Source organism: Burkholderia reimsis (assembly GCF_003294055.1).
Classification (GTDB): domain Bacteria; phylum Pseudomonadota; class Gammaproteobacteria; order Burkholderiales; family Burkholderiaceae; genus Burkholderia; species Burkholderia cepacia.
Window position 1 is genome coordinate 130,323 of sequence record NZ_QMFZ01000014.1, and the last position, 11,664, is coordinate 141,986.

The 11,664-nt window shown below is 68.3% G+C and carries 13 protein-coding genes; 1 reads left to right on the plus strand and 12 read right to left on the minus strand.

Annotated elements, in window-relative coordinates; translation table 11 throughout:
* Positions 1-14: 14 nt before the first annotated feature.
* From tauA to DPV79_RS18145, 4 genes are all read right to left on the minus strand, one after another.
* Positions 15-1,031 carry a taurine ABC transporter substrate-binding protein gene (gene tauA / locus DPV79_RS18130; RefSeq protein WP_027789032.1) on the minus strand — a complete coding sequence of 339 codons (1,017 nt, stop codon included), beginning with the start codon at positions 1,029-1,031 and terminating at the stop codon, positions 15-17.
* Positions 1,032-1,282: 251 nt separating this feature from the next.
* The gene (lipA, locus tag DPV79_RS18135; protein WP_011886137.1) at positions 1,283-2,275 is read right to left on the minus strand and encodes a lipoyl synthase; all 993 of its coding nucleotides are present in this window, start codon (positions 2,273-2,275) and stop codon (positions 1,283-1,285) included.
* Entirely contained in the window at positions 2,268-3,026 is a 759-nt protein-coding gene (gene lipB / locus DPV79_RS18140; protein ID WP_113046092.1) for a lipoyl(octanoyl) transferase LipB, read from the minus strand. The genes lipA and lipB overlap by 8 nt, the downstream gene beginning before the upstream one ends.
* 83 nt (positions 3,027-3,109) lie before the next feature.
* Positions 3,110-3,436, minus strand: a complete 327-nt coding sequence (locus tag DPV79_RS18145) for a DUF2917 domain-containing protein (protein ID WP_021157035.1) — start codon at positions 3,434-3,436, stop codon at positions 3,110-3,112.
* Between the two features lie 102 nt (positions 3,437-3,538).
* Between DPV79_RS18145 and DPV79_RS18150 the strand changes: the two genes are divergently transcribed.
* Complete coding sequence (locus tag DPV79_RS18150) at positions 3,539-4,525, plus strand: transcriptional regulator GcvA (RefSeq protein WP_059687444.1); 987 nt, start codon at positions 3,539-3,541, stop codon at positions 4,523-4,525.
* Here DPV79_RS18150 and DPV79_RS18155 read toward each other — a convergent pair.
* From DPV79_RS18155 to DPV79_RS18190, 8 genes are all read right to left on the minus strand, one after another.
* A complete protein-coding gene (locus tag DPV79_RS18155; protein ID WP_011353335.1) occupies positions 4,509-4,817 on the minus strand; it encodes an HP0495 family protein in 309 nt (102 codons plus the stop codon). The two genes, DPV79_RS18150 and DPV79_RS18155, sit on opposite strands and share 17 nt — an antisense overlap.
* Positions 4,817-5,743, minus strand: coding sequence for a D-amino acid aminotransferase (locus tag DPV79_RS18160; protein ID WP_113046093.1), 927 nt, complete (start codon positions 5,741-5,743; stop codon positions 4,817-4,819). The genes DPV79_RS18155 and DPV79_RS18160 overlap by 1 nt, the downstream gene beginning before the upstream one ends.
* 48 nt (positions 5,744-5,791) lie before the next feature.
* Complete coding sequence (locus DPV79_RS18165) at positions 5,792-7,102, minus strand: D-alanyl-D-alanine carboxypeptidase family protein (RefSeq protein WP_021157031.1); 1,311 nt, start codon at positions 7,100-7,102, stop codon at positions 5,792-5,794.
* Between the two features lie 488 nt (positions 7,103-7,590).
* Complete coding sequence (locus DPV79_RS18170; RefSeq protein WP_027789027.1) at positions 7,591-8,235, minus strand: alpha/beta hydrolase; 645 nt, start codon at positions 8,233-8,235, stop codon at positions 7,591-7,593.
* Positions 8,236-8,248: 13 nt separating this feature from the next.
* Positions 8,249-8,566, minus strand: coding sequence for a (2Fe-2S) ferredoxin domain-containing protein (locus tag DPV79_RS18175; protein WP_011694422.1), 318 nt, complete (start codon positions 8,564-8,566; stop codon positions 8,249-8,251).
* A 317-nt stretch (positions 8,567-8,883) separates the two neighbouring features.
* On the minus strand, positions 8,884-10,035 hold the full coding sequence (locus tag DPV79_RS18180; protein ID WP_113046094.1) for a VanZ family protein: 1,152 nt from the start codon (positions 10,033-10,035) through the stop codon (positions 8,884-8,886).
* Between the two features lie 19 nt (positions 10,036-10,054).
* Positions 10,055-10,678 carry an ABC-type transport auxiliary lipoprotein family protein gene (locus DPV79_RS18185; RefSeq protein WP_113046104.1) on the minus strand — a complete coding sequence of 208 codons (624 nt, stop codon included), beginning with the start codon at positions 10,676-10,678 and terminating at the stop codon, positions 10,055-10,057.
* A gap of 38 nt (positions 10,679-10,716) precedes the next feature.
* Entirely contained in the window at positions 10,717-11,646 is a 930-nt protein-coding gene (locus tag DPV79_RS18190; RefSeq protein WP_021164215.1) for an MlaD family protein, read from the minus strand.
* Positions 11,647-11,664 lie beyond the last annotated feature (18 nt).

Below are 11,664 nucleotides of genomic sequence, written 5' to 3' on the forward strand. Positions count from 1 at the left end.
TTGAGCGGCCGCGCTCAGCGCGCGGCCTTCTGCACGAACTGCGGATCGACGCCGGCCGAATAGTCGGCGAGCACCGTCTGGATCGTGCCTTGCGATTTGAGGAACGTGGCGGTGGCCGCGAGCGATTTCGCGGCGCCCGACTGCGCACCGCCGCCGAGCCACGTCGGCGACGCCTGCTCGGCCGGCGTCGGGAACGCGTAGAGCGCGAGGCTGGCCGGTACGTCCTGCGCGTTCGCGCCCGACACCTTCGCGACCGCCGCGACCTGCGGCGAGCCGACCTTCCACGCGGCAGCGTGCGCGCGATAGTCGGCATCGGCGGCCGCGAGCACCTTCACGAAGCGCGTGACGAACTCGGGGTTCTCGCGCGCGAACTTGCGGCTCACGACGAAGCCGTCGAAGGTCGCCTTGCCGCTTTCCTTCGCCACCTGGCCCGACGTCGTGAGCACGGTACCCGACTGCTTGACCTTCGCGAGCACCGGATCCCAGATGTAGGTCGCGTCGATGTCGCCGCGCGCCCACGCAGCCGCGACTTCGGGCGGACGCAGGTTGACGATCTTCACGTCGTTCGGATTGACGCCCGCGGCCTGCAGCGCGACGAGCGTATGGAAATGCGACGTCGACACGAACGGCACGCCGATCTTCTTGCCCTTCAGCGCGGCGATGTTGGTGACGCCCGAGCCGTTGCGCGCGACGAGCGCCTCGGCGTCGTTGATGTTGTCGAGCACCCAGAACAGCGAGATGTCGAGCCCCTGCGACAGCCCGGCCGCGATCGGGCTCGAGCCGGCTTCGCCGAGCTGCACGGAGCCCGATGCGAGCGCGCGGATCACGTCGGCGCCGCTGTCGAGCTTGCGGAACGTGACCTTGTAGCCGGTCGCCTTTTCGACTTCACCGCTCGCCTGCGCATAGCGCCACGGCACGACCATGTCCTGGTACGCGATCACGACTTCGCGCGATTCGGCGTGCGCCGCGCCCAGCGCGGCAAAGGCGGTCAGCGCGACGACGGCGCGGCGGATGAAGCTGAAACGGGACATGCGGCTCTCCTTCGAATGCGGGCATTGCTGCGGGAGAGCCGACTATAGGAGCTTTGCGCACGGCGGGAGCGAACTTATCCTGCGAAGCTATCGATGCCGTTTCAGCTTTGCTTTCCATGCTCGACCGGATTGCGTGTCCGGTCGGGTGACGATTGCCGTGCGAATGCGCGGGCGGCGGCCGCACCAACGAAAAAGCCCGCATCGCTGCGGGCTTTTTTCTGGCTCGTCAGAGGACGACGAAGCAAGCGGGCTCAGACCACCCCTGCGCCATGCGCCTGCAGGTCGGCGTGATAGCTCGACCGCACCATCGCGCCGACGGCCGCGTGCGTGAAGCCCATCTTGTACGCCTCTTCCTCGTACATCTTGAACGTATCGGGATGCACGTACGCGCGCACCGGCAGGTGGTGCTCGGACGGCTGCAGGTACTGGCCGATCGTCAGCATGTCGACGTCGTGCGCGCGCAGGTCGCGCATCACCTGCAGGATTTCCTCTTCGGTCTCGCCGAGGCCGACCATCAGGCCCGACTTCGTCGCGACGTCCGGATGCAGCGCCTTGAAGTCCTTCAGGAGCTTCAGCGAGTGCGCGTAGTCCGAACCCGGGCGCGCTTCCTTGTACAGGCGCGGCACCGTTTCGAGGTTGTGGTTCATCACGTCCGGCGGCGCGGCGTTCAGGATCGAGATCGCGCGGTCGAGACGGCCGCGGAAGTCCGGCGTCAGGATCTCGATGCGCGTGTCCGGCGACTGCGCGCGCGTTTCGCGGATGCACTCGACGAAGTGGGCGGCGCCGCCGTCGCGCAGGTCGTCGCGGTCGACGCTCGTGATCACCACGTACTTGAGCTTCAGCGCCGCGATCGTGCGCGCGAGGTTCTTCGGTTCATCCGCGTCGAGCGGGTCGGGACGGCCGTGGCCGACGTCGCAGAACGGGCAGCGGCGCGTGCACTTGTCGCCCATGATCATGAACGTCGCGGTGCCCTTGCCGAAGCATTCGCCGATGTTCGGGCAGCTCGCTTCCTCGCACACCGTATGCAGGTTGTGCTCGCGCAGGATCGTCTTGATCTCGTTGAAGCGCGAGCTGCCGGTGGCCGCCTTCACGCGGATCCACTCGGGCTTCTTCAGCTTTTCGATCGGAATGACCTTGATCGGGATGCGCGCCGTCTTCGCCTGCGCCTTCTGCTTGGCGGTCGGATCGTAGGCAGGGGTCGCGGCCGGATCGGCCGGTGCGGGGGAAGCGGTAACGTCAGTCATTCGAATGTTGTTCCAGTGCCTGCGGCTTGTCGGCGGCCGCGGATGCGCCGTCGAGGTTGGCGATCAGACGGCGCACCAGCGTATGGGCGACGTCGTTCCAGTCGGCGGCAACCTCGAGGCTCGCCATGTCGACAGTTTCCAGTCCGGCATAGCCGCACGGGTTGATCGCAAGAAACGGGCGCAGATCCATCTTCACGTTCAGGCTCAGCCCGTGATAGCTGCAGCCGTTGCGGATCTTCAGGCCGAGGGCCGCGATTTTCGCGCCCTCGTGCACGCCGGATGCCACGTAGATCCCGGGCGCGCCCGCCTTGCGGACCGAAGCGAGATTATACGCCGCGAGGGTTTCGATCACGGCCTCCTCGATCTTCGTCACGAGCGTGCGCACCATCAGCTTGCGCCGGCGCAGGTCCAGCAGCAGGTAGGCGACGATCTGGCCGGGGCCGTGGTAGGTGATCTGCCCGCCGCGGTCGACCTTCACGAGCGGCACGCCGCTGTCGGCCACCAGCAGGTGGGCCGGGTCGCCGGCCTGGCCGAGCGTGTAGACGGGCGGATGCTCGACCAGCCAGATCTCGTCGCCGGTGTCGGCCGTGCGCGTGTCGGTGAACGCGCGCATCGCGTCGAAGCTCGTCTCGTAGGTCTCGACGCCCCGCCACCGCACGGTGACCGGCGGGGCCGGCTGATCCGGGGACCCGGCGGGCGATACGGAAACGGCAACAGGCGTGGACACGATGGAAACCGGCGAAACGGACATGGGCGGTAGTTTACCGAAAACCCGTCGGTCTCGCCGGCCTCGGAGGGGGACGGATCGCCGGTATCCGTCGGAGGAAATGATGGTCAGACGGTGCGCCATCCGTCGTGGAGCAGTGCGCTCACGCGTTCGCGCAGCCGTGCCAGCCCGCCGAGCGCGACTTCGCGGGGCGGCCGCGACACCGAGAACGCCACGCGCGCGCCCTCCCGGCCTTCCGCGCTGAGCCACAGCCGCTCGCCGCGGCGCAGCTTCAGCGTCTCGCCGTCGACCAGGAAGTAATCGTCGACGTCGTTGCTGCGCGTCGCCCACACCGGCCCGCACTGCACCACCAGCCGCGTGCTGCGCTGTACCTTCAACGGCACGGTTTCGCCCACCGGGATTTCGAACGTGATGCTTGAAGAAATTTCTTGCATGATCGACTCCGCCAATAAGTGCTTCGATGGCTACAATCGTAGTCACTTCAAGGCGTCCGACAAAACGACCAATTTTCACGTCGATGTGAGGAAAATTAGCAAATGGACCTCCGCCAGCTGCCTGCGCTGAACGCGATTCGCGCGTTCGAAGCCGCCGCCCGTCACGAGAATTTCTCGCGCGCCGCCGACGAGCTGTACGTCACGCACGGCGCGGTCAGCCACCAGGTACGCGCGCTCGAGGAGGAGCTCGGCGTGCAGCTGTTCACGCGCAACGGCAAGCGGCTGTGCCTGACCGACGCCGGCATGCGCTACGCGCAGCAGATCCGCACCGCGCTGATGGTCATCGCCGACGCGACGCGCGACGTGCGCGCGAGCGACCGCGACCGGCGGCTCGTGGTGTCGATGCTGTCGTCGTTCGCCGCGCGCTTCATCACGCCGCGCATCGGCTCGTTCATCGAACGGCATCCGGAAATCGACGTCGAGCTGCAGTCGACCAACTCGCTCACCGATTTCGCGCGCGACGACGTCGATCTCGCGATCCGCTTCGGCCACGGCAGTTATCCGGGGCTGCATGTCGAGCCGCTGTTCGACGAAGTGTTCTTTCCGGCTTGCGCGCCGACGCTGAACGGCGGCAAGCTGCCGCAAACGCCCGCCGATCTCGTGCACTACAACCTGCTGCGCTCGGACGACGAGCTGTGGCGGCCGTGGTTCGACGCGGCCGGACTCAAGACGCTGACCGAGCCGAAACGGGGGATTCTGTACCAGGATTCGTCGAACCTGCTGCTGGCCGCGATCGACGGCCAGGGCATCGCGCTCGTGCGCCGCTCGCTCGCGGTGCACGACCTGCTCGACGGGCGCATCGTGCGCCTGTTCGATATCGACGGGCCGAGCCCGTGGCACTATTTTTTCGTGTGTCCGCCGCCGCTGCTGAACGCGCCGCGCGTGCAGGCGTTCAGGACCTGGCTGCTCGAGGAAGTCGCCGAATACCAGCGGCTGTGCGACGAGCTGGACGCGCGGCGCGCGGCGGGGAAGACCCCCGCCGAGTGCGCGCAGGAAGGAGGATGGAAGGCGCTTAAAGTACGACCTTGACCATCGGATGGCCGGTCAGTGCGCGGTAGATGTTGTCGAGCTGTTCCTGGCTGGTCGCCCGCACGGTGATCGTGAGGCCCGTGTAATTGCCGCCGCTCGACGCGCGCTCCTCGATCTTCTCGACGTCGATCTCGTTGTCGTGAACGGCCACGACCTTGAAGATCGTGTCCTTGAACTCGGGGTGCGCCTTGCCCATGATCTTGATCGGGAAATCGCACGGAAACTCCAGCAGCGACTCCTTCCGGGTATCGATCGCGCCGGTCACCTCGATGGTTTTGGTCGGTTCGCTCATCATTTTCTCCGGGTTAGGTCAAACTGTTCAAACTCGCGCGCCTTCGCACGCTGGTACGCGTCATACAACGCCGCGAATACGGGGCCCGGCTTGCCGCCATGGACGGGCAGATCGTCGAGCGACGTGACGGGCAGCACTTCCTTCGTGGCCGACGTGATCATGATCTCGTCGGCCGCGCGCAATTCCACTTCGCTGATCTCGCGCGCGACGAACGGGATCTTGCATTCGTCGGCCAGCTCCTCGATCAGCGCGTAGCGGATCCCTTCGAGGATCTTGTTGCTGCGCGGCGGCGCGAGCAGCTCGCCGTTCTTCACGATCCACACGTTCGACGACGAACCTTCCGTCAGGTTGCCGTCGCGCAGCTGCAGCGTCTCGAACGCATCGCGTTCTGCCGCATGCTGCGCCATCAGCACGTTGCCGAGCAGCGAGATCGACTTGATGTCGCAATGCAGCCAGCGGCGGTCCTCGGCCGTCACGCAGCGCACGCCCTGCGCGCGTTCGTCGGCGGACGGCAGGCGCAGCGGGCTCGTCATCACGAACACCGTCGGCACCGCGTTCGCCGGGAACGCGTGGCCGCGCTTCGCTACGCCGCGCGTCACCTGCAGGTAGACGAGCGCGTTGCCGTCGCCGAGCCCTTCGGCATTCGCCGCGACGACGCGCTCGATCAGCGCGCGCCAGCCCGCGTCGTCGTGCGGGCTCGCGATGCCGATCTTCTTCAGGCTGCGCTCGAGCCGCGCCAGATGCTGCTCGATCCGGAACGGCACGTGCGCGCCGTCGTGCGCATAAACGGGCACCACTTCATACACGCCGTCGCCGAAGATGAACCCGCGGTCGAGCACCGGTACACGGGCTTCCGACAGCAGCACCATTTCCTCCTGCGACGACACGCTGAGGTAGACGATCGGTTCGAATTCGGCTTGGCTCATGGTTATGACAGACGGGGATGAAGTCGTGAAAACAAAGGCCCGTCGTGCTTACTTCTTCTTGCTGAACATCAGCAGGATCGAGTCCCAGATACGCCCGAAGATACCCGCTTCCGGCACGGCCTGCAGTGCGACGACCGGGAATTCGGACAGCGTCTTGCCGTCGGCGACGATCTTCACGGTGCCGACCTGCTGGCCTGCCGCGAGCGGCGCGATCAGCGGCGCGTTGACGTCGACTTCCGTCTTGACCTTGTCGCCGAGGCCGCGCGGCACGGTCGCCCACTGGTCGCCCTTCACGCCCACCTGCACGGTGTTTTCCTTGCCCTTGTAGATGCGCGGCGTCGACATCGCCTGGCCGCCCTTGAACAGGCGCACCGAATCGAACGCGCTGTAGCCGTAGTTCAGCATCTTCATGCTGTCCTGCGTGCGCTCGCTTTCCTTCTGCTCGCCCATCATCACCGACACCAGGCGGCGCTGGCCGTCCACGCCCGGGATCGCGCGCTTCGCCGACGCGATCAGGCAGTAGCCGGCCGCCTGCGTATGGCCCGTCTTCAGGCCGTCGACCGTCGGGTCGAGCCACAGCAGGCGGTTGCGGTTGCCCTGGCGGATGTTGTTGTACTTGAATTCCTTCTCCGAGAAGATGCTGTAGTACTGCGGAAAATCGCGGATCAGGTGCGCGGACAGCTTCGCGAGGTCGCCGGCCGTCGTGTAGTGGTTCGGGTCGGGCATGCCGTTCACGTCGGCGAAGTGCGTGCCCTTCATGCCGAGGCGCGCCGCCTCGTCGTTCATCATCGTGACGAACTGCCCTTCGCTGCCGCCGACCAGTTCGGCCAGCGCGATCGCGGCGTCGTTGCCCGACTGGATGATCATCCCGTACACGAGGTCGTGCACCGACACCGGCTTGTTCGCCTCGATGAACATGCGCGACTCGTCACGGCCGACGCGGCGCACGGCTTCGCTCGGCGTGACGATCTGCTCCATCGAGATCTTCTTCTTGTCGAGCGCCTCGAACACAAGGTACGCCGTCATCAGCTTCGTCAGCGATGCGGGCTCGACGCGTTCATCGGCATTACCCGACGCGAGCACCGTGTTGCTGGTCGCATCGACGAGCACCCACGAGCGCGCATTCACGCCCGGCGGCGGCACCGCGCCCGGCATGTAGGTCGCGGGCGCGCCGGTGAACTGCTCGGCGGCCGGCGCCGCATGCGCGGCCTTGGCCTTGGCGGCCGGCTTGGCCTCGGCGACGACGATCGTCGACGCGAGCGCGACAGGCAGCATCACGCCGAGCGCGACGTTGCGCGCGGCGGTGCCGAAGGCGATGGAGGAAGCGAGGGACTTGAGGCCTTGGGAAGACAGACGCATGATCGATTCAGGCTGATGGCAGAAAGTGCGGTGCGAAACGCGCAGGGTTGAACGGCAAGGCGGCGGGCGTTTCGGGCACTCGCCCGAAATCGTCGGGCGACGCGAAACGCGCCGGTTGGACTCGTGCGGACGCGTTCGGTTCGCGGCCGTCGCGAGCGGGCGGACAGGCGGCGAAACGAGCGCCGCATGGGCCCAGCCGGGCCGCGGGCGACGCGGAATCCGGCCATTATACGTGGCCGCGCAGCGCGTTTTCGCGAACCTGGCGCAGGATCGCCGTCCATCTTCATCGGGCGCGGGGTGCCGGCAAGCTGCGCGTCATCGCACGCGAAGGTGTGCGAAAGGTGTGCGCAGGCAAAGGAGAAGTCGGGTCGCGCCGCACGCCGTGGCGCGATGTCGCGAGAAGGGAAACGCGCATCCGGCGCCGGCCGGAGCACGTGCATGCAACACCGCGCGGGCCGCCGGCGTCGCGCCGGCCTCCCGCGTGCCGGCTAGCGCCAGGCGTCGACGATGATGCGTTTGAGCACGTGCAGCTTGCGATGCAGGAAATGCTCGGCGCCGGGGATCACGACGACCGGCAGTTCCTGCGGCCGCGCCCAGTCGTACACCGACGCGATCGGCACCGTGTCGTCGGTTTCGCCGTGGATCACGAGCGTGTTCTCGGGCACGTCGGCCACCTGCCAGCGGCTCGCTGCCGTGCCGACGAACACCATCCGTTCGATCGTCCCGCCCGCGTCGCGCAGCCGCTTCGCGACATGCGACAGCACGAAGGTGCCGAACGAGAAGCCCGCGAGCACGAGCGGCAGGTCCGCATACGCGGGCTGCGCGCGCATGTGCGCGAGTACCGCGAGCAGGTCGTCGGCCTCGCCGGTGCCGTTGTCGTGCACGCCCTCGGTCGCGCCGACGCCGCGGAAGTTCGACCGGAACACCACGTAGTTCAACTGCACGAGCGTGCGCGCGAGCGTTTGTGCGACCTTGTTGTCCATCGTGCCGCCGAACAGCGGATGCGGGTGCGCGACGAGCGCGATGCCGCGCGGCGCGGCGCCGCCTTCGCGCACGGCATCGGGGAGGTCGACCGCGATTTCGATCTGCCCGACCGGGCCCGCGATCAGCGATTTCTGCGTATGAACGTTCATTCGGCCGGCCCGCTCAGATCTTCAGGCGGTCGACGACCTTGCCGTCGCGCAGGTGCGATTCGACGATCTCGTCGATGTCGGCCTGATCGACGTACGTGTACCACGTGCCTTCCGGATACACGACCATCACCGGCCCTTCCTCGCAGCGGTCGAGGCAGCCGGCCTTGTTGATGCGAACCTTGCCGGGCCCCGCGAGGCCGAGCTCCTTCACGCGCTTTTTCGCGTATTCCTGCATGGTCTGAGCGTCGCATTGCGCGCAGCTCGGGCGTTCGGCGCCCGGTTCGCGCTGGTTCAGGCAGAAGAAGACGTGGTGCTGGTAGTAGGAATCCATGGTGATGGCGAGCTGCCCGGCGCAAGGCCGTGCGGAAAGAGGAGCGGTTGCCGCTGCGCGGGGCAACGGGCGTGTAGGGTTCGGTGCCCGGCGGCGCTTGGGTGCCAGCGGATTCGTGCTCGTGGCGACGCGCGAACCGCAGCGATGCCTGGTGGTATCGCGAGGATTTGCAACGCGGCCACGGGTGCGAAGGCGCCGCACACACGTGCCGATCGGTGCCGAACACTACACTCGTGCGGACGATTATAACGAGGGGCGCACGCCGCTGCCCGCGGTACCGCCGCGGCCGTCGCGGCGCAACCGCCGCAGCCTTCGCGTCAGCGGCGCAGCACGGCCGGCAGCCATGCGTGCTCGACGCGCTGGCCGAGCCAGATCAGCGCCGCGTAGGGCCAGATCCACGCGAGCCAGCGTGCGAGGCTGTTGAAGTGCACGTAACGGCCCTGCCGCCAGCCCGACAGCGTGAAGTCGAAGAACGGGTTGACGGGCAGCAGGTTCACGAGCGCCACGCCGGCCAGCAGCGCGAGCGCCGCCAGCGTCGCGCGCCACGTCGCCGGCACGTGCAGCGCGACGAGCGCGGCCGCGAAGCCGAGCTCGATCCCGAGCCGCGCGCCGGGCGTCGCCCACACGACGACAAGGCCGGTGGCCGACTGCATGAAGGTCGCAGCCGCCTTCAGCACGAGCGTCGCGGCGACGAGCGCGATCAGCAGCCGGATGCGCGGTGCGCGCGGCCGCATCGCGAGCGACGCGATCGCCAGCGCGGCGAACAGCATCAGCCCGCCGAGCGCGGCCTCCCACGCGGAGTCGGACAGCCAGCCGTCGACGCGCTCGGGCCATTCGCCCACGCGCCACGCGGCCGGCAGCCACGCGAGCAGCGTGTCCTGCATCGACGCGTCGGCACGCTCCCACAGCGCGGCCGGCCAGTCGCCGATACCGAACAGGAACGGCGACGGGAACAGGATCGCGAACGGCCACAGCCCGGCGAGCAGCAGCGGCGTCGCACCGTCGTCCTCGAACCACGCGAAGCGCAGCCGGCGCAGCGCGCCGCGATCGAGCAGCGCACCGGTGGCCGGCGCGACGAGCGCCGCCCCCAGCAGCGTGCCGAGCGCGTTGGCCGCGAGATCGAGATTCGACGCGACGCGCGTCGGCAGGTAGGTTTGCAGCGCTTCCATCGCGCCCGACAGCAGCACGCCGAGCCCGGCCGCGATCAGCGTCGCGGCCACGCCGCGCCAGCGCGGGTGCAGCGCGAGCACGCCGAGCGCGCCGAACGGCAGGTAGCCGAGCACGTTCGTGACGACGTCGAATGCGGTCACGTAGCGCTGCATCGGCGCGAACAGGTAGTCGAACGGCCCGATGCCGAGCGATACCCAGCCTGCGAACGGATACAGCGACGCGTAGACGATGAGTGCCGCGTAGGCGGCAAAGGCCTGCCGCGCGAGCGGCGATGCGCGAGGCGTGCCGGTCGCGCTCATCGCGGCTGCGCGGCACGCGTCACGGCGTGCCCGCGTACGCCTGGATGCCGACCCATGCGGCGATCTGCGACACGAGCTCGTTGCTCGCCGCCGCGAGCGCGCGGGCGCCGCCCGCCGCGTCAGGCGTGCTCGACGGCGCGCGCGCGACGAACGTGCGCTGGCCGAGCACCTTGCCGTCCAGCGTCAGCGTCGCGCGCGCGGTGACGGCGCCGTAGCTCTGCGACTGGCCGTCGAACACCTGCTCGAATTCGTTCAGGTCGACCTTGAGGGTCGGCGCGCGCACGCCGTCGGCCCCTTCGAGCACCGTGCCGCGCGACGACAGCGCGCCGCGCAGCCGCTGCGTGAGCAGTTGTGCGGGCGGTGCCGTCCAGCGGCTGTCGCGATAGACGGCCACGTGCTGCGCGTCCACGTATGCGAGGCGGTACGCGAATTTGTCGGAGTCGAGCGCGTCGGGCACGACGACGTCGAGCACCTTCAGCGCGGGGGCCGTGCCCGCGGTCACGACCTGCGTGGCCGGCCCGAGGTCGTAGCGGACATTCGACAGCGCCGCGCTGTTGCCGGCGCAGCCGGCCGCGAGCGACAGCGTCAGCACGGCAAGCGCGGCCGCGGCCGGACGCAGCGCGCGGTCAAGGATTCGTGGCATGGCGTGTTCCTGCATGATGTTTCCGGTTTCGATGGGGGTCACTGCCGGGCCGTCGCGCCGGGCCAGACGAAGCCCGCTTCGCCGGGCCCCGGCGCCGCGCCGGGCGAACCGAACAACAGACTGCGCGGGTTGCGGCCAAGTTCACCAGCCACGTCCTTCAATTGCCGAGACGCATCGCCGACGCTGCCGGCCAGCGCGTTGAAGCGCGGCAACGTGTCGTACTGCACGCGCGCGTTGAGATCGTTCAGCGCGACGCCGACCTGCTCGGCGGCCGTGCCGGCCTTGTTCAGGTTCGACACGAGCGGCCCGTTCGGCTGCAGCAGCGTGTTCGCCGACGCCATCGCGCGGTTCACCTCGTGCATCGTTTCCGGCAGCGCAGTGACCGCCGGGCCGAGCTGCTTCGTCAGCGTGGCGGCCCCGTCGGCCGCGTGCTGCAGGCTTTCGGCGGTCGCGCGCAACTGCTCGCGCATCTCGGGCGACATCAGCGCATTCGCGCTCTTCGCGGCCAGCTCGAGCTGCCGCAGCAGCACGTCGCCGCGCTCCTGGATCTGGTCGAACAGGCTCGGCCGCATCGGGATCTGCGCGATCGCCTTCGGCGACGACGGCAGCGGCGCCAGGTCGCGGCCCGTGTCCTCGAGCTGCACGAATGCGATCCCCGTCACGCCCTGGAAGCCGAGGCTGCCGTAGGTCGACTGCGTGATCGGCGCGTCGTGGTCGACGAGGATCCGGATCCGGATCTGCCCCGGGTGCGCGCGGTCGAAGCCGATCGACTGCACCTTGCCGACGTCGAGGCCGCGAAAGCGCACGGCCGCGTCCGGGAACAGCCCCGTCACGTTGGTGCGCGCGAGCAGGTCGTACGGCACGCGCACGGTGCGGTCGACGTTGAACCAGAACACGGTGCCCGCGATCGCGAGCGTCAGCGCGATCGTGAACAGGCCGGCCCAGAACGCATGTGATTTGTTTTCCATTCGAGGATTCCTTCGTGC